This window comes from Devosia sp. YR412 (genome assembly GCF_900110945.1).
In the GTDB taxonomy this organism is placed as follows: domain Bacteria; phylum Pseudomonadota; class Alphaproteobacteria; order Rhizobiales; family Devosiaceae; genus Devosia.
This window is the reverse complement of the sequence record NZ_FOFL01000001.1, coordinates 592,331-613,896: the sequence shown is the minus strand read 5'-3', so window position 1 is coordinate 613,896 and position 21,566 is coordinate 592,331. Positions and strand designations below refer to the sequence as shown.

23 protein-coding genes and 1 tRNA gene are annotated in these 21,566 nt (G+C 63.8%); 18 read left to right on the top strand and 6 right to left on the bottom strand.

Annotated elements, in window-relative coordinates; all coding sequences use genetic code 11:
* Positions 1-69: 69 nt before the first annotated feature.
* Both BM045_RS02990 and BM045_RS02985 read left to right on the top strand, forming a co-directional pair.
* A complete protein-coding gene (locus BM045_RS02990; RefSeq protein ID WP_092179524.1) occupies positions 70-2,016 on the top strand; it encodes a DEAD/DEAH box helicase in 1,947 nt (648 codons plus the stop codon).
* A gap of 2 nt (positions 2,017-2,018) precedes the next feature.
* On the top strand, positions 2,019-2,822 hold the full coding sequence (locus BM045_RS02985; RefSeq protein ID WP_139198682.1) for a hypothetical protein: 804 nt from the start codon (positions 2,019-2,021) through the stop codon (positions 2,820-2,822).
* Here the strand turns inward: BM045_RS02985 and BM045_RS02980 are convergent, their stop codons facing one another.
* Positions 2,823-3,221, bottom strand: coding sequence for a DUF1801 domain-containing protein (locus BM045_RS02980; protein WP_244522855.1), 399 nt, complete (start codon positions 3,219-3,221; stop codon positions 2,823-2,825).
* A gap of 71 nt (positions 3,222-3,292) precedes the next feature.
* Entirely contained in the window at positions 3,293-3,895 is a 603-nt protein-coding gene (locus BM045_RS02975) for a MarR family winged helix-turn-helix transcriptional regulator (protein WP_092179518.1), read from the bottom strand.
* 137 nt (positions 3,896-4,032) lie between these two features.
* Here BM045_RS02975 and BM045_RS02970 point away from each other — a divergent pair, with 137 nt between their 5' ends.
* On the top strand, positions 4,033-5,619 hold the full coding sequence (locus BM045_RS02970; RefSeq protein ID WP_092179516.1) for an MDR family MFS transporter: 1,587 nt from the start codon (positions 4,033-4,035) through the stop codon (positions 5,617-5,619).
* Between the two features lie 61 nt (positions 5,620-5,680).
* Here the strand turns inward: BM045_RS02970 and BM045_RS02965 are convergent, their stop codons facing one another.
* A complete protein-coding gene (locus BM045_RS02965; protein ID WP_092179514.1) occupies positions 5,681-5,959 on the bottom strand; it encodes a hypothetical protein in 279 nt (92 codons plus the stop codon).
* Between the two features lie 255 nt (positions 5,960-6,214).
* On the opposite strand from BM045_RS02965, the gene sugE reads away from it, so the two are divergent.
* The 3 genes from sugE (at position 6,215) to BM045_RS02950 (ending at position 10,028) form a co-directional block, all read left to right on the top strand.
* On the top strand, positions 6,215-6,529 hold the full coding sequence (gene sugE, locus BM045_RS02960; protein WP_092179512.1) for a quaternary ammonium compound efflux SMR transporter SugE: 315 nt from the start codon (positions 6,215-6,217) through the stop codon (positions 6,527-6,529).
* 242 nt (positions 6,530-6,771) lie between these two features.
* Positions 6,772-7,398: a hypothetical protein gene (locus BM045_RS02955; RefSeq protein ID WP_139198681.1), complete on the top strand. Its 627-nt coding sequence runs from the start codon at positions 6,772-6,774 to the stop codon at positions 7,396-7,398.
* A 530-nt stretch (positions 7,399-7,928) separates the two neighbouring features.
* Positions 7,929-10,028, top strand: coding sequence for a molybdopterin-containing oxidoreductase family protein (locus tag BM045_RS02950; RefSeq protein ID WP_092179508.1), 2,100 nt, complete (start codon positions 7,929-7,931; stop codon positions 10,026-10,028).
* Here the strand turns inward: BM045_RS02950 and BM045_RS02945 are convergent.
* Entirely contained in the window at positions 10,019-10,786 is a 768-nt protein-coding gene (locus tag BM045_RS02945; RefSeq protein WP_244522854.1) for a sulfite exporter TauE/SafE family protein, read from the bottom strand. The two genes, BM045_RS02950 and BM045_RS02945, sit on opposite strands and share 10 nt — an antisense overlap.
* Positions 10,787-11,080: 294 nt before the next feature.
* Here BM045_RS02945 and BM045_RS02940 point away from each other — a divergent pair, with 294 nt between their 5' ends.
* The 3 genes from BM045_RS02940 to BM045_RS02930 all read left to right on the top strand — a co-directional run bounded on the left by BM045_RS02940 (position 11,081) and on the right by BM045_RS02930 (position 12,537).
* On the top strand, positions 11,081-11,521 hold the full coding sequence (locus BM045_RS02940) for a glyoxalase superfamily protein (protein WP_092179506.1): 441 nt from the start codon (positions 11,081-11,083) through the stop codon (positions 11,519-11,521).
* A 97-nt stretch (positions 11,522-11,618) separates the two neighbouring features.
* A complete protein-coding gene (locus BM045_RS02935) occupies positions 11,619-12,317 on the top strand; it encodes a glutathione S-transferase N-terminal domain-containing protein (protein WP_092180845.1) in 699 nt (232 codons plus the stop codon).
* A 128-nt stretch (positions 12,318-12,445) separates the two neighbouring features.
* A tRNA-Ser gene (locus tag BM045_RS02930) sits at positions 12,446-12,537 on the top strand.
* Between the two features lie 86 nt (positions 12,538-12,623).
* Here BM045_RS02930 and BM045_RS02925 read toward each other — a convergent pair.
* Positions 12,624-13,538, bottom strand: a complete 915-nt coding sequence (locus BM045_RS02925; RefSeq protein WP_092179504.1) for an ABC transporter substrate-binding protein — start codon at positions 13,536-13,538, stop codon at positions 12,624-12,626.
* A 289-nt stretch (positions 13,539-13,827) separates the two neighbouring features.
* Here BM045_RS02925 and BM045_RS02920 point away from each other — a divergent pair, with 289 nt between their 5' ends.
* Together BM045_RS02920 and phnN are read left to right on the top strand one after the other, a co-directional pair.
* Positions 13,828-14,976, top strand: a complete 1,149-nt coding sequence (locus tag BM045_RS02920) for an alpha-D-ribose 1-methylphosphonate 5-triphosphate diphosphatase (protein WP_092179502.1) — start codon at positions 13,828-13,830, stop codon at positions 14,974-14,976.
* Positions 14,973-15,533, top strand: coding sequence for a phosphonate metabolism protein/1,5-bisphosphokinase (PRPP-forming) PhnN (phnN, locus tag BM045_RS02915; protein WP_092179500.1), 561 nt, complete (start codon positions 14,973-14,975; stop codon positions 15,531-15,533). Before BM045_RS02920 ends, phnN begins: the two co-directional genes overlap by 4 nt.
* Here the strand turns inward: phnN and phnF are convergent.
* Entirely contained in the window at positions 15,530-16,255 is a 726-nt protein-coding gene (gene phnF, locus BM045_RS02910) for a phosphonate metabolism transcriptional regulator PhnF (protein ID WP_092179498.1), read from the bottom strand. The two genes, phnN and phnF, sit on opposite strands and share 4 nt — an antisense overlap.
* 92 nt (positions 16,256-16,347) lie before the next feature.
* Between phnF and phnG the strand changes: the two genes are divergently transcribed.
* The 7 genes from phnG to BM045_RS02875 are packed head-to-tail and all read left to right on the top strand — an operon-like array spanning position 16,348 to position 21,469.
* The gene (phnG, locus tag BM045_RS02905; RefSeq protein ID WP_092179496.1) at positions 16,348-16,803 is read left to right on the top strand and encodes a phosphonate C-P lyase system protein PhnG; all 456 of its coding nucleotides are present in this window, start codon (positions 16,348-16,350) and stop codon (positions 16,801-16,803) included.
* A gap of 1 nt (position 16,804) precedes the next feature.
* Positions 16,805-17,401 (top strand): phosphonate C-P lyase system protein PhnH, encoded by a 597-nt coding sequence (phnH, locus tag BM045_RS02900; protein ID WP_092179494.1) that lies wholly within the window; start codon positions 16,805-16,807, stop codon positions 17,399-17,401.
* A gap of 1 nt (position 17,402) precedes the next feature.
* Entirely contained in the window at positions 17,403-18,491 is a 1,089-nt protein-coding gene (locus BM045_RS02895; protein ID WP_092179492.1) for a carbon-phosphorus lyase complex subunit, read from the top strand.
* On the top strand, positions 18,488-19,363 hold the full coding sequence (locus BM045_RS02890) for an alpha-D-ribose 1-methylphosphonate 5-phosphate C-P-lyase PhnJ (RefSeq protein ID WP_092179490.1): 876 nt from the start codon (positions 18,488-18,490) through the stop codon (positions 19,361-19,363). The genes BM045_RS02895 and BM045_RS02890 overlap by 4 nt, the downstream gene beginning before the upstream one ends.
* Positions 19,360-20,151 carry a phosphonate C-P lyase system protein PhnK gene (gene phnK / locus BM045_RS02885; RefSeq protein WP_092179488.1) on the top strand — a complete coding sequence of 264 codons (792 nt, stop codon included), beginning with the start codon at positions 19,360-19,362 and terminating at the stop codon, positions 20,149-20,151. Before BM045_RS02890 ends, phnK begins: the two co-directional genes overlap by 4 nt.
* Positions 20,151-20,855 carry a phosphonate C-P lyase system protein PhnL gene (gene phnL / locus BM045_RS02880; protein ID WP_092179486.1) on the top strand — a complete coding sequence of 235 codons (705 nt, stop codon included), beginning with the start codon at positions 20,151-20,153 and terminating at the stop codon, positions 20,853-20,855. The genes phnK and phnL overlap by 1 nt, the downstream gene beginning before the upstream one ends.
* Positions 20,852-21,469 carry a DapH/DapD/GlmU-related protein gene (locus BM045_RS02875; protein ID WP_092179484.1) on the top strand — a complete coding sequence of 206 codons (618 nt, stop codon included), beginning with the start codon at positions 20,852-20,854 and terminating at the stop codon, positions 21,467-21,469. The genes phnL and BM045_RS02875 overlap by 4 nt, the downstream gene beginning before the upstream one ends.
* The last annotated feature ends 97 nt before the right edge of the window (positions 21,470-21,566 follow it).

Sequence of the window (21,566 nt, the reverse complement as noted above, 5' to 3'; positions counted from 1 at the left end):
CGCTAAGCCAGCCTCCCTGCTGCTGCGGCCATGACGCCAAACGATTGGTCGGCGTCCAGAAAGCCAGACATGTCCCTGCCTGATACCATTCTGCCCCCTATTGCCCGCGCGCTTGCCGCCAAGGGCTACGAAACCCTCACCCCCGTCCAGGCCGCCATCATCGAAGACGAGACCGCTGGCCGTGACCTCCTGGTCTCCGCCCAGACCGGCTCCGGCAAGACCGTTGCCTTCGGCATGGCCATTGCGCCGACCCTGCTCGGCGATGACGACCGCTTCAATTCGCTCGGCGCGCCGATGGCCCTGGTCATCGCCCCGACCCGCGAACTCGCCCTCCAGGTGCAGCGCGAACTCGAATGGCTCTATGCCGAAACCGGCGCCAAGACCGCCTCCTGCGTTGGCGGTATGGACGCGCGCACCGAGCGCCGTGCCCTTGAACGCGGCGCCCATATCGTCGTCGGCACCCCCGGCCGCCTCCGCGACCACATCACCCGTGGCGCCCTCGACATGTCGGCGCTGCGCGCCGTCGTGCTCGACGAAGCCGACGAAATGCTCGATCTCGGCTTCCGCGAAGACCTCGAATTCATCCTCGACGCTGCCCCCGAAGATCGCCGTACCCTGCTGTTCTCGGCGACTGTTCCCAAGCAGATCGCCCAGCTGGCCAAGACCTTCCAGCGCGATGCCCTGCGCGTTGCCGCCACAAGCTCCGGCGAGCAGCATGCCGACATCGACTACAAGCTGATGCTGGTGCCCGCCGCCGAGCGCGAGAATGCCATCATCAACACGCTGCTCTATTTCGACAGCGCCAATACCATCGTCTTCGCCTCGACCCGCGAGGGCGTAAAACACCTCTCCTCGCGCCTGCATAATCGCGGCTTCGACGTCGTCACCCTCTCGGGTGAACTCAGCCAGGCCGAGCGCACCAATGCGCTGCAGTCCATGCGTGACGGCCGCGCCCGCATCTGCGTCGCCACCGACGTGGCGGCCCGCGGCATCGATCTGCCCAATCTCGACCTCGTCATCCACGCCGACCTGCCGACCAATCCCGATACGCTGCTACACCGTTCTGGCCGTACCGGCCGGGCAGGGCGCAAGGGCACCTGCGTTATCATCTCGCCGATGCATCGCCGCGCCGTCGCCCAGCGCGTCCTCAAGACCGCCAAGCTCGACGTCACCATGATGGCGCCGCCCTCAGCCGAGGAAATCGAAGCCCGCTACCGCGAAACCATTCTCAGCAATGAGATGCTGAGCCAGCCGATTGCCGAGGAAGAAGCCGCTTTCGTCGCCCAGCTGATGGAGCGCTATTCGGTGGAAGCCATTGCCGCTGCCTATCTGCGCCAGCAGATGGCTGCGCGTCCGGCGCCCGAGGACGTGTCCGATGCTCCGGTTTTCGACAAGCCCGGCGACAAGGATCCGCGCACCCGCGAGCGCTTCGAGGGTGGCACCTGGTTCAAGGTCTCGGTTGGCCGCAAGCACAAAGCCGAGCCACGCTGGCTTTTGCCCATGCTGTGTAAGGCCGGCAATGTCACCAAGACCGCCATCGGCTCGATCCGCATCTTCGATACCGAATCTATCTTCGAAGTCGCCGCCCAGAAGGCCGATGCCTTCACCAAGTCGGTAGAAAAGAACGGCTCCGGCGAACGCGGCGTCACCATTTCGGCCGTCGATGGTCCGGGCGAACGCCGTTCCGGTCCGCCGCCGAGCCAGCGCCGTCCGGCCGGTCCAATCGAACGCTACGATCCCGATGCCCCGCGTCCCGAGCGCAATGACCGCCAGCACCGTTACGGCTCGGCCGGTCTGCGCCCCGATGATCTCGAGGCACCGCCGAGCACCGGCTGGAATCCCGCTGGCGAAGAGAACCGTGTCGCCAAGCCCGATTTCGACAAGCCGCGCCCGCCCAAGGTAAGCAAGGCCCCGCCGAGCAAGGACAAGGGCAAGCCCAAATGGGCTGGCAAGCCGGCTGATGGCGCTGCCAAAAAGCCCAAGGACCACAAGCCCAAGCGCAAGCCACAGGTCTGAACGTGTCTGAACTCCCGACCATTTTCAGCTTCTGGCATGGTCCGATGAGCTGGTTGGAGGCGCTGTCGATCGCCTCCTTCCAGCGCCAGGGGCATCGGGTCGAGGTTTATTCCTACGATCCGATCTCCGGCCTTCCGGCCGGCGCCATTGCCCGCGATGCCGCCGAAGTGCTGCCGCGCGATCGGCTAATGTTCTACAAGGGCAGGGGAACACCCGGCGTCTTCTCCGACCTGTTCCGCCTGACCGGCCTTAGGCAATCGCGCGGCGTCTATGCCGATCTCGACGTCTATTGCGTCCGCCCCATTCCGGGCGAGATGGATTACCTGATGGCCTATGAGCGCCCGGGCTCGGTCAATGGCGCAGTGCTCTACCTGCGCCCCGACGCGCCGCTGCTGGCCGACCTGCTCTCGATCTTCGACAGCGGCCCGCGGCCGCTGCTCGAGCCGCATTTGCCGATCTTCCGGCGCCTTGAAGTCGCTGCCCGGCGCCTAATGGGCCAGAATGTCACGCCCGAATTCATGCAATATGGCGCCACCGGCCCCATGGCGCTGACCCACTACGTCGCCCGCCGGGGCCTCTCGGCAAAAGTCCTGCCAAGCAGCGCGCTCTATCCTATTCGCTATGAGAGCATTCCCACGCTGCTACAGCTCGGCTCCAGCGTCGATCCCGCGATCACGCCGGACACGCTGGCCATCCACCTCTGGCGCAGCCAGCTCACCAATCGCGGCCGTGCCGACATGCCCCCGCCACCACCCGGCAGCGCCATGGCCGAACTCTGCGCCCGCGAGGGCATCGCCACCACCTGATCATCCGGCGCGCGTCTTGCTTTTGTGATAGGTCAACGCCAGCGCAATCACATGGCGTAACGCGTCCTGATCCGGCGCTTCGCCCAGCACCACGCCGCGCTCGCCGTCATAGCCGAAGGCTTCGGGGTAGAGCGTGCGATACTGGCTCAACAGGTTGGTCTTGCAGTTCACATAGAGCGCCGGCTGGCCCGTCGCCTTGTCGCGGTCGATCCGCAAGGTGGTGCCGCTGCCGCTCTGCTGCGTCAGATAGCTGACCTGACCCCATTTGAGCGTCTCGTCCAGCGGCCCGACGCCCGCCGTGTCGCTGGCCGTTTCATAGATCAACGCCCGCAGCACCAGCAGACGGTCCTTCAATACGGCGGGATAGGTCTCGAACACGGCGACGACATCTGGCGTCATGGCTGGCGGCCTCATCCCGATCGATCGGGCTATCAGCAATACTAGACCGCGAAGCCGCACAAGCGCCATGGTCAGGCCGGCTGCTTGTCCCGAACCCGCGCAATCCGCTCCGCCAGTACCACGATATCCTCGGCAAACTTCTCCGCGCCCGGACCGGTATGCTCCGGCCATTGCCCGAACTTGCGCAACATTGGCGTAAACGCCGCCAGTTCCGCTGCCGTCCAGTTGCTGAGGAAATCCCCCATGATCAGGAATTTATAAGCCCGCACGGCTTCAACCACCGTCCGCCCGGTCTCGGTCAATTCGATGATGGTCCGCCGCGCATCGGCTTGGCTCACGGACCGCCGCGCATAGCCGGCCTCGACCATTTCGCTGACCACCCGGCTGGCCCGCGATGGGTCGATCGCCAGCCGCTCTGCCACCGATGCCACCATGGTCTCGCCACCTGCCGTCTCGCCGAACTCGTCTACCGGCGCCTCGATGGCGAACAGCACGTCGAGCTGCGCCAGATCGATGCCGATCTTGAGATCGATCAGCGCCCGGTGGCCCAATTCGCGCTTCAGCGCCCGCCGCCGCCAGTTCTGCAGCAGCGCATCGATTTCCACCACGGCCGTTACCGTGGCTTCGGCAATGCCAGCCTTGCGCAACAGGGCGTTGATGTCGGTCTGGGGCATGGCAGTCCTCGTAAATTCGCATGCTTCGCACAATTGCATGCTATTGACATGCAATTGCCTGGGGCAGATATATGCGGCAACACATCATACCGCAAGTGGCGCGACTTCACATCGCCCATGGCAAGAAGGATCGCCCAATGTCCCAAGCTGCACAATCCGGCGCTGCGTTGCAGCCGATCGCCGAGGCGCCACAGGCACAGTCGGTGGGCCTCATCATCGGCGCTGTCGCCGTGACACTGCTGCTGGCCTCGCTCGGCCAGACCATCGTCTCGACTGCGCTTCCCACTATCGTCGGCGAACTGGGCGGCCTCGATCACCTGACCTGGGTGGTCATCGCCTATCTGCTCAGCTCCACCGTCGTCGCCCCCATCTATGGCAAGCTCGGCGACCTCTATGGCCGCAAGATCGTGCTGCAGGCCGCCATCGTCATCTTTCTTATTGGCGCGTCGCTCTCGGCCTTCGCCTCCTCGATGACCTTTCTCATCATCGCCCGCACCGTTCAGGGCCTTGGCGGCGGTGGCTTGATGGTTGTCGCCATGACCGTGGTGGCCGACGTCATTCCCCCGCGCCAGCGCGGCAAGATCCAGGGCATTTTCGGCGCCGTCTTCGGTGTCGCCACCGTAGTCGGCCCGCTGCTCGGCGGCGTCATCGTCGAACATCTCAACTGGCAGTGGATCTTCCTGATCAACCTGCCGCTTGGCATCCTGACGCTGGTCGTCATCAGCGCCGCGCTTAAGACCAATCCCGACCGCGTCTCGCACAAGATCGACTATATGGGCTTCGTGCTGCTCACCACGGCGCTGTCGTCCTTCGTGCTGGCCACCAGCCTTGGCGGCAACACCTTCGCCTGGCTCTCGGCCCAGATCATCGGTCTCGTTGTTTTGTCGCTGGCCTCGGTCGCCGCCTTCATCTGGGTCGAATCCCGCGCCGCCGAACCGGTGCTGCCGCTGAAACTGTTCCGCAACAACACTTTCGTCATCACCAATGCCGTCGGCTTCCTCGTCGGCATGGCCATGTTCGGCTCGATCACCTTCCTTCCGCTCTATCTGCAGGTCGCCAAGGGCGTCACCCCGACCGGTTCGGCCATCCAGCTGATTCCGATGATGGTCGGCCTGATCGGCGCCTCGACCCTGGCCGGCTTCGCCATGAGCAAGACCGGACGCTACAAGCTGCTGCCGATCGCCTCGACGGCAGTGCTGGTCGTCGGCCTGACCCTGCTCGGCACCATGCACTTGGGCACGCCCGACTGGCAGATCGCTCTCTTCATGTTCATGGTCGGCGCCGGCATCGGCCCGGTCAACAGCGTGGGCGTCACCGCCACCCAGAATGCCGTGTCGCGCGATCTTGTCGGCGTCGCCACGGCGGGCAATACGTTGTTCCGCCAGATCGGCGGTTCCATCGGTGTTTCGGTGTTTGGCGCCATCTTCACCTCGAGCCTTGCCAGCCAGGTCGGCGGCGCCATGCCTGAGGGCGGTGGCGGTGCCTTCAATGCTGCGGCGATCAAGGCTCTCCCCGATGCTGTCCGTGTCCAGGTGGTGGAAGGCTTTTCGGCCGCCCTCCATCCGGTCTTCCTGACCGCAGCGGCGGCCGCCGTGATCGCCTGCGGACTTGCCTTCATGCTCAAGGAACTGCCCCTCGCGACGTCACTGCGCAAGGAGCCGGAGGCGGAGATAGACGCCGAGGAGCGGGCCATGGCCGCCGCAGCCGGCGCACCCGCCGAATAAGTTCAAGGGCGATCCGGTCAGCCGTGTCGCCCCAGCACGGCCCCCTCTGCGGACCGTCGCGCTATTGCAGGTCGACCAGCTCGCCCCAGTTCGGGTCCCAGTCGACATCCTCGTCCAGCTCCACCGCAATGCGCGCGGCGCCCAGGTGGTCGCTGAGGAACTTGGCATAGGGCAGGGCCTCTGCCACGCCCTGTGGCGGCGTCGAGGTCGGCGAAAACACCCGCAGGCCCGGCTCGGGCAGCGGCCAGCTCACCACGCAGGACAAGCCCTCCGGCAGCGAGAAGATGCGAACCGCGATGATGTTGTCCTGGTTCGAGACGGCGATATGGCGATAAAACATAGTCAAGCACTTCACTAAGACGACGACGCCTGCGCAGCTACGGCTGCCGCTCGAAAATTGTTTCAGCCTGACATGCAATAAACGACAATGAGATGGTCCGCCGCGGCACTTCACCTTTGCGCCAGGCTTTGCTAATCCTCTCCTGCGCGTGGACGACCTCGCGACTTCCAGACATTCCGGCCGGGACGACCCGCCACCACCAGACGCTCGAGGCTTCCGGCTGCGCCGCCGCCCGAGCGCCACAGGAGCAAAATCATGGCATGGGTCTATCTTGTCATCGCCGGCTTTTTTGAAATGGGTTGGGCCGTGGGCCTCAAATATACCGAGGGCTTTACCCGCCCGATCCCGACCGCCCTCACGGTCATAGCCATGATCATCAGCGTGGTGCTGCTCGGCGTCGCTTTGCGCGACCTGCCGGTCGGTACCGGCTATGCCGTCTGGACCGGCATCGGCACCGTCGGCACTGCCGTGCTCGGCATGTATCTGTTCGGTGATCCGGCCACCGCCGTCCGCATTGCCTGCATCGGCCTGATCATCGCCGGTATTGCTGGCCTGAAATTTCTGGCCTGACAATTATTTCAATACGTTACGGGCGGTGGCGGACTCAATCTGCCATCGTCTTGAATCAATCTGACAAGCCTTTGATTCAATCTGGCAAAGCCCGGATACTGTGACAAAAAAGTTGATGTTCCCGGCCAACATGGCCCGCTCCCGTTTTTGTTAATGGTCAAATCGGTAAAGCTTGCTAGATTCAAGGCCATAGGAATGCCGATCAGCGTCGCCGGCGCCCCCCATATCGTTGGAGAGCAGTAGTGCCCTTGCGCTGGCAGGAAGTGGCTGTGCCACTATTCGTGATCGTTTCCCTTATCGTCCTCAAATATGTGCCCTTTACTGCCGGCCTGCCGCTGGGCCGCGCCGCCGGTGTCGTCGCCTTTGGCTATGCCGCTTTCCTCGCCCTGCGCCTCGTGCAGGGCGAAGAGGCGGTCCACGTCGATGGCTGGTCCGAATTGCGCCCCTCGATGGTCGAATATTTCGCCTGCTACGGCGCGGCCGCCCTCGCCGTGGTGCTGATGAGCGCCATCATCGTCATCGGCGGCACCAAGCATGTTGAAGCCACCCAGATGGTCGCGACATTTATCGCCTCGCTGCTGCTCGGCGGCGGCGCCATCGGCATCGGCCTCGGTGGCCTCTTCACCAAGGTGCGCTGGAACAACACTTTGCTGGAACACCGCAACGCCTTCGGCCGCGAAACCAAGATCGCCTGGTCCGACGTGCGCTCGGTCCGCCCGAATTGGCGCGGCATTTCCATCGCCACCCACGACGCCCAGCGTGTCACCTTCTCCCAGTTCCACTCCGGCGCCGCCCAACTGGCCCTCCACGCCACCAACCGCGCCCGTCGCAACAGCGAGACCAGCACCAAGGCCTTTGCGACGCTCTGAGGTCTTTCAGCAGGAAGAATACCCCCACCCAACCTCCCCCTGAAAAGGGGGGGGAGGAGCCGATCCAGCTTGTGGCGCCATGTGCAACAACCACCGAACAGATTCCTCCCCCTTTTCAGGGGGAGGCTAGGTGGGGGTATCCTTGCTTTCTTGCAACTCTATCCACCTTATCCACGCCCCTTCAGCTGCGCGCATACTGCTCCCATTCCCGTTATACACGCGGTCCCGACGCAGGGCCGGGCGGGAAGGCTGAAGACGGGGGCGCCCGTTTGGCCGGGCAGAAAGTCGGCGACCGCGTTTGCAACACTAGCGTTGGTCGAGTTCCGGACCCGGTGAGGAAACTTCAGATCGTGATGGGCGGCCTTTGGCTCGTTCTTGACTAGTCGTTTCAGGGCTAAAGGCCGCTCATTACTCGTGTATCCGTGAGCCGAAAGGCAGGGCGGCGCTTCGTCACGCCCATTCGCCCCGCAAATACCCGCTATCACCCCAATTCAATTGAGCCTCACCGCCCGCTGCGATACCTTCACCCCATGAACCAAACCGTCGCCCTTCGCACCGCCCGCTCGGTCTGCCCGCATGATTGTCCATCCGCCTGCGCGCTGGATGTCGATATCATTGACGACCACACCATCGGCCGCGTGCGCGGCGCCAAGGATGATCCCTATACCGCCGGCGTGATCTGCGAAAAGGTCGCCCGCTATGCCGAGCGTGTGCATCACCCCGAGCGCCTGCTGCATCCCATGCGCCGCATCGGCCCCAAGGGGGCAGGGCGCTGGCAGCAGATTTCCTGGGACGAAGCGCTCGACGAAATCGCCGCCCGCTTCACCCAGATCGAGGCGGAGTTCGGCGCCGAGGCCATCTGGCCCTATTATTACGCCGGCACCATGGGCCATGTGCACCGCGACGGCATCGACCGCCTGCGCGCCGCCAAGGGCTATTCCCGCCAGTATGACACCATTTGCACCGGCACCGCATGGCCCGGCTATATCGCCGGCACCGGCATGCTCGGCGGGGTCAATCCCGAGCAGATGGCTGAAAGCGACTGCGTCGTTATCTGGGGCACCAATGCCGTGCACACCCAGGTCAATGTCATGACCCATGCCATGCGCGCCAAAAAGGAGCGCAAGGCCAAGGTCGTGGTCATCGACATCTACCAGACCGCCACCATGGCCCAGGCCGATCTCGGCCTCATCCTGCGTCCCGGCACCGATGGTGCCCTGGCGCTAGCCGTCATGCATATCCTGCTGCGCGACAATCTCGCCGACCGCGCCTATATGGCCAAATTCACCGACTTCGGCCCCGATTTCGAAGCCCATCTGGCGGACAAGACACCCGAATGGGCCGCCGCCATCACCGGCCTGACCGTGGCCGAGATCACCGAACTTGCCCAGCTCGTCGGCATCACGCCGCGCTCCTATTTCCGCCTCGGCTATGGCTTCACCCGCCAGCGCAATGGCGCGACCGCCATGCATGCAGCACTCTGCATTCCCGCCATGACCGGCGCCTGGCAGCACCGCGGCGGCGGCGCCTTCCACTCCAATTCCGGCACCTGGCGGCTCGACAAGTCGGCCATCACCGGCGACGCCATGCAGAAGGGCGATCCGCGCTGGCTCGACATGTCCGAGATCGGCCCGATCCTGACCGGCGACGCCAAGGCTCTGAAAAATGGCGGTCCGGTCAAGGCCATCATCGTCCAGAACACCAATCCGGCCTCGGTCGCCCCCGACCAGACGCTGACCCACAAGGGTTTTGCCCGCGAGGACCTGTTCCTCGTCGTGCATGAGCAATTCATGACCGAGACGGCCGAAATGGCCGATATCGTGCTGCCCGCCACCATGTTCCTCGAACACAATGATTATTACACCCGCGGCGGCCACACCCGCGTGCTCTATGGCCCGGCACTGATCCAGCGCCCCGGCGAAACCCGCTCCAACCACGAAGTCATCAATGCCCTGGCCGTCCGCCTCGGCCTAGACGACGAGAGCTTCCACACCGTCGACCGCGACGTCGTCGCCGAAACCTTCCGTCGCTCCAATTATCCCTCCCTCGACGAGGTCGAAAAGACCGGCTTCGTCGACCGCGAACGCCCCGACGCCGAGGCCCGCTTCGCCCAGGGCTTCGCCTGGCCCGACCAGCGCTTCCGCTTCGCCCCCAACTGGCAGGATGTCGCCGACAAGAAGGGCTATCTCTGGACCTGCGACCCGGCCGATATGCCGCGCTTCGCCGACCACTGGGCCATCACCGAGGAAACCTCCGCCGAGCACCCGTTCCGCCTCGCCACCAGTCCCGCGCGCGCCTTCCTCAATTCCACCTTCAACGAAACCCCCGGCAGCCAGAAGCGCGAAGGCGTCCCCTCGGTCTTCATCCACCCCGACGACGCGTCACGCCTCGGCATCGCCGAGGGTGAATTCGTCACCGTCGGCAATCAGCGTGGCCAGGTCGATCTCACCGCCCGCATCCGCCAGGGCCTGCCCATTGGCGTGCTGATCGCCGAGGGCCTGCACAACAACAAATCCCACCGAAAGGGCCGCGGGATCAACACCCTGACCAGCGCCACCCCCGCACCACCCTTTGGCGGCACGGTGTTCCATGACTGCGCGGTCTGGATCAGGCCAGCGGATCAGGCGTAGGCGCCCCAGAAGAAATAGCCTGTCATGAACACGCCATAGACGATCACTGCCACGCGGATCCACTGCGTCGGAATGCGATGCGCATTGCGCGCCGCCAGATAGCCCCCGGTGGTTACGCCGACCAGTGCGATGGAGCCGTGATACCAGTCGATCGACCCGCTCAGCGCAAACCGCGCCACCGCTACCAGCGCCACGATCGACGAGACATAGAGTTTCAGCCCATTCATCGCATGGATGTCGCTCATCCCGGCGGTGGCGAGGAACGCCAGCAGCAAGATGCCCAGCCCGGCATTGAAGAACCCGCCATAGACGCAAACGCCGGCGAGAAATGCCAGCAGCAGCACAGTCCCCGCCAGCTTCATCCCCCGCCGCCCGCCACTGCGCGCCGCGACAAAGGCATTGAGCCGATTGCCGAAGATGAACAGTGCTACGGCAAAGGCCATCAGCCATGGCACCACCAGCGAGAACAATTCGTCGCTCACAACCAACAGCAGCTCCGCCCCGACATAGCCAAAGAGCACGGCAATCACGCCATAGAGCACCAGCCGGTCCTTGTACTGCCCCACGGCATGCCAATAGCCAAGGGCGCCGCTGGCATAGCCGGGCAGGGCGGCAAAGGTATTCGACGCATTGGCCACCACCGGCGGCACGCCGACAAACAGCAGCGCCGGAAACACGATGAACGAGCCACCGCCCGCCAGGGAATTGAGCGCGCCACCAATCAACCCGGCCAGCAGCAGGAACAGCGTTTCGATCACGGCGGCGTCTCCAATTGGAATGTCAGGCCATAGCCTGCAAAGTGCCCGCCGCCCAACACAAATCGCTGATCCCGCCCATCACCCCGATTGATCGCATGGTGCCCATGCGTTGACAAAACCGGTCCTCGCGCTCATATCCCGCTCAGGTCGCTGGCACCCGCCGCTCGCCGGACGCAAGTCCGATGGTGAAGTCCAGTCTCCGTGCAGAACGAACTCCGGTTCATCCTTGCAAGGCGCCCATGGCAATGCGAGCTCCCGTGAACCAAGTCGCCTCATTGCATTGAGAGGACTGAAATGTCGTTTTCGCTCGATACCCCATCCGCCCAAACTCTGAAATCCGAAGCCAAGGCCCTGCGCGCCCAGCGCGAGCTGGCCGGCGAAAACCTGTCGCATGGCGCTGCCCTCGAAGCGGTCGCCAAAGCCCATGGCTATCGCGACTGGAACACCGCCCGCGCGGCTCTGCCCGATCGGGTCGTCTCGCCCTGGCAGGTCGGCCAGCGGGTCAAGGGGCTGTACCTCGACCAGCCCTTCACCGGCATGCTGATCGGCGTCCAGCTGCTGGGCAACATGCAGAATTATACCGTGACCATCACTTTCGATGAGCCGGTCAATGTCACGCCGACCTTCATGTTCGCCGCCCTGCGTCACCGCGTGGTCTCGACCATTGATATCCACGGCATCTCCAATGCCAGTCGCGGCAATGGCAATCCGCAACTGGTGCTGAAACGGGCATGACAATGCGAGATCGAAGGGCAGGGGAGCACAAGCTGCCTTGCCCTTCATCGTCATCCACCGATAGTCTGCCCCCAGCAAACCAACGATGGAACCGGCGATGACCACCCAGACCAAGCCGATCGAGGCCTATTCCCTGCCCACGCCTAATGGGCAGAAGGTCCATATCCTGCTCGAAGAGCTCGGCGTGCCGTGGAATTACCACCGCGTCGATATCGGCAAGGGCGAGCAGTTCACCCCCGAGTTCCTCGCCATCTCGCCCAACAACAAGATCCCGGCCATCGTCGATCCCGAAGGCCCAGGCGGCCAACCGATCTCGATCTTTGAATCCGGCGCCATCCTGAAATACCTCGGCCTCAAGTTCGGCCAGTTCTACCCCACCGACCCGCGCCAGCAGGTCAAGGTCGATGAATGGCTGTTCTGGCAGGTCGGCGGCTTCGGCCCCATGCTGGGCCAGAACAATCACTTCAACGTCTATGCGCCCGAAAAAATTCCCTATGCCCAGAAGCGCTATACCGACGAAACCCACCGCCTGTTCCGCGTGCTGAACACTCAGCTCGAGAGCAAAGAGTATATCACAGGCGAATACTCCATCGCCGACATCGCCTCCATCGGCTGGGCCCAGGGCTGGGAGCGCTACGGCATCACCCGCGCGGACTACCCCAATGTCCTGAACTGGATCGACCGCCTGGGCGCCCGCCCGGCCGTGCAGCGCGGCCTCAACTGGGGTAAGGATGTTCCACAACGGAGCCTCGCCGAGGACAAGGAAGCACAGAAGATTCTTTTCAACCAGCGCTGATTTTTGATGCCTGGGTTCGGGCTTGGCCCGGACCCAATCCCACAAACCGGGGATGTTTCCTTCAAGTCTGTGGCCGCTACCAAAAACCGCTTGCCATCCCCAGCCTCGCCCGCTATCCAGCCTCTGCCGGAGAGGTGGCCGAGTGGTCGAAGGCACGCCCCTGCTAAGGGCGCAGAGGTTTTATCGCTTCTCGTGGGTTCGAATCCCATCCTCTCCGCCATCTACCCCCAAATAGCTGTCCAAAAGCACTCCGACGCATCGGCCATGTGGGACGCGACGCGTTTCCCCGCCGCGCCATTGCTCAGCTCAATTCACCGTTTCGAGCCGGTCGAGGAAATAGTTCAGCGCTGCAAAGGTTGGTGGCGAGACGTGGAAGCGTGACCGCGAGATGAAGCGCTCATTCTGCACGGCCACGAGGAAATTCGAAGCGCCGGGCGCCACGGGTTCCAGCTCGGCCAGCGGCACGTCCTCGGTTTCGCCGCGATCGGCCATGTGACCCGCAAAGACATAGTCGGCATTCATCTCGCCGATCAGCTCAGCACTGACGCTGGTGCGCTGTTCATTGGCCGGCACCACATCCACCACGGGGTGATGGGTAAAGCCAATGTCATCCAGCACCGTCGTCATCGCGCCAAAGGTGCGATAGATCGAAATATCGCCGTCTTCTACATTGGGCCGCAGCCCCACATAGCTGCCCAGATTGGACTGGTCGGGATGCTGCGCCAGATAGTCGGCAATGCGCGCCTCATAGGCGGTATTCAACGCCTGGAATTCGACGTCGAGTCCCAGCCAACCGGCAAATTCGGCGTAATTCTCCAGCGGTTCCTTGCCGTTTTCCGTGTCGAACAGCAGGGTCGGCGCAATGCTGGCCAGCGTATCGCGATGGGCAATCGTATCGCTTTGCAGTCCGACGATCAGATCGCGTTCGAGTGCGGCGATCACCTCCATATCGAGCTGGCCGTGCACCGAAGCCAGCGCCATGTCGTCGAAATCCAGATCATAAAGCTCGCGGCCGGAGCGGATGTGGAACGTGCCGTCGCCACTGGCCCGGCCGACCGAGCCGACCGGCGTAACGCCGAGCTCATGGGCCATGATGGTCGTGGTCCAGTCGCTAAGCGAGACAATACGCATCGCCTTGGCCGGCACCTCGACGACATAGCCGGCGTGGTCGGTGACGCTGCGCATGTCCTGCGCCAGAGCCGGCAGGGCGAGGGTGCCCAACGCTAAAGTCGCTACCGCGGCTCTCCAGATCGTCTGCCTGGTCGGTCCTATGGTTGAGCGAGAAAGTTGTGCGTTATGATGGGGATAACCTGAAGCCAACAGTCACATGGTCAACCCTGTCCCGCCGTCAGCGGGCAGCCATATGGCCGACACGGCTACTTGGCCGCGATGATCTGGCCTGGCGCATTATCAGGCTGGGTTGTGAACATGTCAGTTTGGTCGCCAAACTGTCATCAAAGCCCGCTATCGCAGGGCTTTATCGCAGCACCAGCCAGAACTGTATCCGCTCATGAACACCGTCGCCCTTGGGGAACTCGTCCTGACCAATGCCAAGATCGTCCTGGCGGACGGGGTGTTTGAAGGCTCTGTCCGCGTTGATGGCGGCATGATCACCGATATTTCCGGAAGCACCCGAACCGGTATCGACCTAGAGGGCGATTACCTGATCCCGGGCCTCGTCGAGCTGCACACGGACCACCTCGAAACCCATTATTCGCCGCGCCCGAAAGTGCGCTGGAACCCGGTCGCTGCCGTCCAGGCGCATGACGCCCAGATCGCCGCTTCCGGCATCACCACCGTGCTCGATGCCATCCGCATCGGCCTCGACGAGCAGACTGATATCGGTGCCGACGACATGCGCACCCTGGCCGCCGCGATTGCTGCCGGCAGCAAGGCCGGCCGCCTGCGCGCCGAGCATCATATTCACCTGCGCTGCGAAGTCTCGGCCCCCGATTGCCTCGAGAGCTTTGAGGCCATGATGGATGATCCGCAGGTTCGGCTTGCCTCGCTGATGGATCATGCTCCCGGCCAGCGCCAGTTCGCCAGCGTGGATGCCTATAAGGTCTATTACCAGGGCAAGACCAAGATGACCGATGCGGAGCTGGACGCCTTCAGCGACCGCCGCAACCGTCAGTCGCGGGCCCATGCCGGCCCCAACCGTCGCGCTCTTTCCCAGATGTGCCATGACCGCGGCATTGTGCTGGCCAGTCACGACGACGCCACCCGCGACCATGTCGAAGAGGCCGTGGCGCTGGGCCTGCATATCGCCGAATTCCCCACCACGATCGAAGCCGCCAAGGCCTCGCGTCAGGCCGGCATGTCGATCCTGATGGGTGGACCCAACGTCGTGCGCGGTGGCTCCCATTCGGGCAATGTCTCGGCCCGCGCCCTGGCCGAGCATGACCTGCTCGACATCCTGTCGTCCGACTACATTCCCTTCTCCATGCTGCAGTCGGCCTTCTCGCTGGCCGACAATGTGGAGGGCATCAGCCTTGCCAAGGCGATCCAACTGGTCACCAAGCGTCCCGCCGAAGCGGCTGGTTTCGATGACCGCGGCGAGATCGCGGTGGGCAAGCGCGCCGACTTCGTGCATCTGCGGGTGGAAGATGGTATCCCCATCGTGCTGACCGTGTGGCGGCAGGGTAAACGCGTGATATGACCGGAATATTCGTCGCCGTCGTCGGACCGAGCGGGGTGGGCAAGGACAGCCTGATCGCCTTTGCCCGCGCCCGATTTGAAGGCTCCGGCCGCGTCACCTTCGTCAAGCGCGTGGTGACCCGCGAGGCCCATGGCGGCAGCGAAGATCACGACAGCATGGATGGTGCAGCCTTTGCCGCAGCCGAAGCAGCCGGCCAGTTCGCGCTGAACTGGGATGCGCATGGCCTGCGCTATGGTCTTCCCATTGCTCTTGAAAATGACCTTCAGGCGGGCAGGGCGGTGGTCGCCAATCTCTCCCGCGCGGTGATCCCGGCGCTCGTGGAGCGCTATCCCCACGCCGTCGTGGTGTCGGTCGTGGCCGATCGCGATGTCATCGCTCAGCGCCTCGCCAATCGCGGCCGCGAAACCGAGGAATCGATCCAGCGCCGCCTCGACCGCAGCGTCGGCGACCGCCTGCCGGCCAGCACGGTGCGGATCGACAATTCCGGTGATCTGGCCGTGGCCGGCGAACAATTTGTCCGGCTGCTGCAGGACGTTACGGCGGCGGTCCGCGCCTAGACCACCAGTTCCATCCGCTCCGCCGGGAACCGGCTCAGCGCATAGGAGATCGGTGTGCCCCCGGCATCGACGTCCACCGCCTCCGACACCAGCACAATGGCGCCGGGCACCAGCTTCAGCAGCTTGGTTTCCTCGATATCGGCATGGCGCGACGAGATGCGGGTCGAGGCGCGGGAATAGTCGGCAATGCCATAGCTTTCGAAGGCTTTGGTGAAGGACTTCAACTGCTCCAGCTGCTCCCCGAAATCGGCAAAGCGGCGATAGTCCAGCCAGGTCGTCGAGCGGGACATGGGAACGCCGTCGGCAGAGGTGAGACCTTCAACGCGGACCACCTTGGCACCCGCCCTGATGCCGAGAGCCTTGGCCGCCGCCGCACTGGCGTTTTCGAGGCGGTGACCAAGCCGGATGGTAGAGAAGTCCTCGACCTGACCTTTCAGCCCTTCACGAAACCGCGTGCGCTTGCCGATCGGGTAACTGAGCCGTTTTGCATTGCGCACGAAAGTGCCGCGGCCCTGTTCGGCGCCGACGACGCCTTCCTCCGCCAAGACCGCCAAGGCCCGCCGCACGGTATGGCGGTTGGCCGAAAATCGTTCGGCGAGAACCGCTTCGGTGGGCAGGCGATCACCGGCCGCCAGCTTGCCGCCGACAATGTCGAGGCGGATGGCATCAACGATCTGCCGCCACAGGGCGACCCCGCCGGAAACGTCTTTCAAAACTGTCATTGCATTTTCACACGAGAAGCGTAGGACCGGATTCAGGACAGTAGTTGTCTAGTACATTAGACAAATTTACGCCATCGAAAAATGAGGCAAGCATGCAGACGCAAACTTCCCTTCCAGACACCGACCGCAAGGCGGCGCTCGACGTGCTGGCCCATGCGCCCGCCAAGGCCTTGGCTACCCTCTGGGACGCCTGGGCCGACAAGCCCCAGCATTCCAAAGTGCGCGGCCCCGAAGTCGGCCTTGTCATGCTGCGCGGCCGGGCCGGTGGTGGTGGCACGCCATTCAACCTGGGCGAAGCCACGGTCAGCCGCGCCAGCGTGCGCATTGTAACGGGGCAGGTGGGGCACGGGTATTGCCTGGGCCGCGATCTGGCCAAGGCCGAGATCATCGCGGTGATCGACGCGCTGTGGCAGCGCGATGCGGCGCCGGTCGAAAGCCAGATTATCCAGCCGCTGCGTACACTTGCCACTCAGGCCGACCAGCAGCGCCGCGAAGAGTCGGCGGCGACGCGGGTGGACTTCTTCACCATGGTTCGCGGGGACAATTGAGATGGACAGCTCTTTCGAAGGCGGTTTCGCCGATCCGGTTCTCGATGCGCAGACCGCATTCCGGGCCATCATGGACGCGCTGGCCAACCCCGGCACGCCCCGAACCTTGGGTGAAAACGCGCTCTCACAGGCGCCGCTACAGGCTGAATTGGTTAGCACACTGTTAACCTTGAGCGATGCCGACACGACAATCTGGCTCTCGGCGTCGCTGCGCAGTGCGCCCGTCGAAGCCTTCATCGCCTTCCACACCGGCGCCCCGCTGACCCGCGATCCAGCCAAGGCCACCTTTGCCTTGGTTGCTGATGTGACCGAGCTGCCGGCGCTGGCCACCTTCAACCTCGGCACGCAGGAATATCCCGATCGCTCGACCACGATCGTGCTCGCCGTTCCTGCCCTCAGCGGCGGCGACGACCTCGTGCTGCGTGGACCGGGGGTCAAGGATCATCTCCATTGCAGCCCCAAGGGCCTGCCGGAGGATTTCACCGCGCAATGGTCCGACAATCGCGAGGTCTTCCCACGCGGGATTGATCTCCTGCTGGTCGCTCACGGCCAGGTTTTGGGCCTGCCGCGCTCGACGCGTATCGGGGAAGGACACTGACATGTATGTAGCCGTCAAAGGTGGCGAAGCCGCCATTGCCAATGCCCATGCCCTGCTCGCCGACCGCCGTCGCGGCGACCGCTCGGTGCCGGCGCTCCGTCTCGACCAGGTGGTCGAACAGCTCGGCCTCGCCGTCGACCGCGCCATGGGCGAGGGCTCGCTCTATGACAAGGAACTCGCCGCGCTGGCGCTGCTGCAGGCGCGCGGCGACCTGATCGAGGCCATTTTTCTCGTTCGCGCCTATCGCACCACGCTGCCACGCTTCGGCTATAGCCAGCCCATCGATACCGCCGCCATGCTGATCGAGCGCCGCATTTCGGCGACCTTCAAGGACTTGCCCGGCGGGCAGATGCTGGGGCCGACCTTCGACTATACACACCGCCTGCTCGATCCCTCGATCGTCGGCGATGACGTCGCTGCCCCGATTACCCGCGAAGCGGAAGCCGAACAGGCGCCGCGCGTCACCGACCTGCTCGGCCGCCAGGGCCTTATGGAGCCCGATGGCGAGACTGGCCCCGACCATGAAGTGGGCGACCTGACCCGCGAACCGCTGGATTTCCCGCTCAACCGCGACCTGCGCCTGCAGGCCCTGGCCCGCGGCGATGAGGGTTTCCTGCTCGCTCTGGGTTACTCGACCCAGCGCGGCTATGGCCGCACCCATCCGTTTGTCGGCGAAATCCGCATCGGCGAGGTCGAAGTCGAATTCGACGTGCCCGAACTTGGCTTTGCCGTCAGCCTGGGCCGGGTGAAGGTCACCGAGTGCCAGATGGTCAACCAGTTCAAGGGCTCGGCGAAAGTGCCGCCGCAGTTCACCCGCGGCTATGGCCTGGTCTTCGGCCAGGCCGAGCGCAAGGCCATGGCCATGTCGCTGGTCGACCGGGCGCTGCGCGCGCGTGAGTTCGGCGAGGACATTGTCGCCCCGGCGCAGGACGAGGAATTCGTCATTTCCCACTCCGATAACGTCCAGGCCACCGGCTTCGTCGAACATCTGAAACTGCCGCATTACGTCGACTTCCAGGCCGAACTCGACCTGATCCGCCGCATGCGCGCCGAGCATGATGCCGCCAATCTGAAGGAGGCCGCGGAATGAACGCCGTTGCCAGCTATAACTTCGCCTATCTCGACGAGCAGACCAAGCGGATGATCCGCCGGGCGATCCTCAAGGCCATCGCCATCCCCGGCTATCAGGTCCCGTTTTCGTCCCGCGAAATGCCCATGCCCTATGGCTGGGGCACTGGTGGCGTGCAGGTAACGGCGTCGATCATCGGGCCGGACGATGTGCTCAAGGTCATCGACCAAGGCGCCGACGACACCACCAATGCCGTTTCCATTCGCGCCTTCTTCGCCAAGGTGGCGCAGGTGGCAACGACGACGCACACGGCAGACGCCACCATCATCCAGACCCGCCACCGCATTCCGGAAAAGGCGCTGGGTGAGGGGCAGATCCTCGTCTACCAGGTGCCGATCCCCGAGCCGCTGCGCTTCCTCGAGCCGCGCGAAACCGAAACGCGCAAAATGCATGCGCTGGAAGAATATGGCCTGATGCATGTCAAGCTCTATGAGGACATCGCGCGCCACGGCCGTATCGCCACGACCTATGCCTATCCGGTGAAGGTCGAGGGTCGCTACGTGATGGATCCGTCGCCGACGCCGAAATTCGACAATCCCAAGATGCATATGAGCGCCGCGCTGCAGCTGTTCGGGGCAGGGCGCGAGCATCGCATCTATGCCGTGCCGCCCTGGACCGAAGTGGTGAGCCTCGACTTCGAGGACCATCCCTTCGAGATCCAGCATTTCGAGGAACCTTGCGCCCTGTGTGGCGCGGAACAGGTCTATCTCGACGAGGTCATTTTGAATGACCGCGGCGGGCATATGTATGTCTGCTCGGACACCGACAATTGCGAGGAACGCCGCGAAGCCGGCCATGTCGGCAGCCTGGGCGTCAAGGAGGCGGCGGAATGAGTCACGACCTATCCAACCAAGAACCTCTTCTGCGCGTCGAGGGCCTGACCAAATATTACGGCGCTCGCCTCGGCTGTGCCGATGTCAATTTCGAACTCTGGCCCGGCGAAGTGCTGGCCATTGTCGGCGAGAGCGGCTCGGGCAAGACGACCTTGCTCAATTCGCTGTCGGCGACGCTTGAGCCCACATCGGGCCGTACCCTGTACCGGATGCGCGACGAGCAATGGCGCAATATCTATGAGCTCAGCGAAGCCGAGCGGCGCTTCCTCGTCCGCACCGACTGGGGCTTCGTGCACCAGAACCCGGCCGACGGCCTGCGCATGACCGTCTCCGCCGGCGCCAATGTCGGCGAGCGGCTGATGGCGGTGGGCGATCGCAACTATGGCCACATCCGCGAAACCGCGCTCGACTGGCTCGGTCGGGTGGAAATCGCTGCCGACCGCATCGACGACCAGCCGCGCAGTTTCTCCGGCGGCATGCGCCAGCGCCTGCAGATCGCCCGCAATCTGGTCACCGGCCCGCGTCTGGTGTTCATGGATGAGCCGACAGGCGGCCTCGACGTTTCGGTGCAGGCGCGCCTGCTCGACCTGTTGCGTGGCCTTGTCGGTGAACTCGGCCTTGCCGCCATCGTCGTCACCCACGACCTCGCCGTAGCGCGTCTCCTGTCGCACCGCATGATGGTGATGAAGGACGGCCGCGTCATCGAGGCGGGCCTCACCGACCGCGTGCTCGACGACCCGCGCGAGCCCTATACGCAGCTTCTCGTCAGCTCGATCCTGCAGGTGTGATGATGACCGCTCTTTCTGTCCAGAACCTCTCGAAAACCTTCACCATGCATCTGCGCGATGGTGTTGTGCTGCCCGTTGTCGCCAATGTGAATTTTGACCTGCATCCCGGCGAATGCGTCGTGCTTGGCGGGCCTTCGGGCGCCGGCAAGTCGTCCATTCTCAAGATGGTCTATGGCAATTACGGCGTCGATGCCGGCGCCATCCGCCTGCAGCATCATGGCGAAGTGGTCGATCTCGCCACGGCCGATCCACGCACCGTTCTCACTTTGCGCCGCGACTCGATCGGCTATGTCAGCCAGTTCCTGCGCACCGTGCCCCGCGTCTCGGCGCTCGATGTGGTGGCCGAGCCACTGGTCATCCGTGGCACCGACAAGGCTGAGGCCCGGCAGCGCGCAAGAGAACTGCTCGCCCGGCTCAACCTGCCGGAACGGCTGTGGTCGCTGCCGCCCGCTACTTTCTCGGGTGGCGAACAGCAGCGCGTCAACATCGCCCGCGGCTTCATCACCCATCACCCGGTGCTGCTGCTCGACGAGCCGACCGCGTCGCTTGACGCCACCAATCGCGCCGTGGTCGTCGCCATGATCGCCGAAAAGAAGGCCGAGGGCGTCGCGCTGCTCGGCATTTTCCACGACGAGGATGTCCGTAACGCCGTCGCCGACCGCATCGTCGACGTTACCGCTTTTGCCCCGAAAGTTGCCGCATGACCCGCCTCAGCGAAACGCCCTATATCCACCCCACGGCCCAGGTCAGCAATTCCATGCTCGGTCGCTACACCGAAATCGGCGCCGGCAGCCACGTGGCTAAATCCGCCATCGGCGACTATTCCTACTGCGTCGAAAACACCCAGATCGCCTATGCGACCATCGGCAAATTCGCCAATATCGCCAGCCACGCCCGCATCTATGCCTCGATGCATCCGATGGAACGCGCGTCGCTGCATCACTTCACCTATCGCTCGGCCTGGTATTTCGAGGGCGAGCAGGACGACCAGGACTTCTTCGACTGGCGCGCCGGGCAGGGCATCACCATCGGCCACGACACCTGGATCGGCCATGGCGCGGTGATCATGCCGGGGATCAGGATCGGCAATGGCGCGATCATCGGCTCCAACGCGGTGGTGACCAAGGATGTGGCCGATTTCGCCATTGCCGTGGGCGTGCCGGCACGGACCATCAAGCAGCGGTTTTCCGACGATGTGGCAAGCAAGCTCGATGCCATGGCGTGGTGGGACTGGGACCACGACAAGCTGCATGTGGCGCTGCCGGATTTCCGCAAGCTCGGGATCGAGGCGTTTCTGGAGAAGTACGAAAACGTCTAATTGCACGCCTAACTTTTGTGGCCAGCACACGCACCGCATATGGACCTGATACCATCTTGCTGATCCCATGGTTGGGCTTGAAACCATCGAGGGGCGG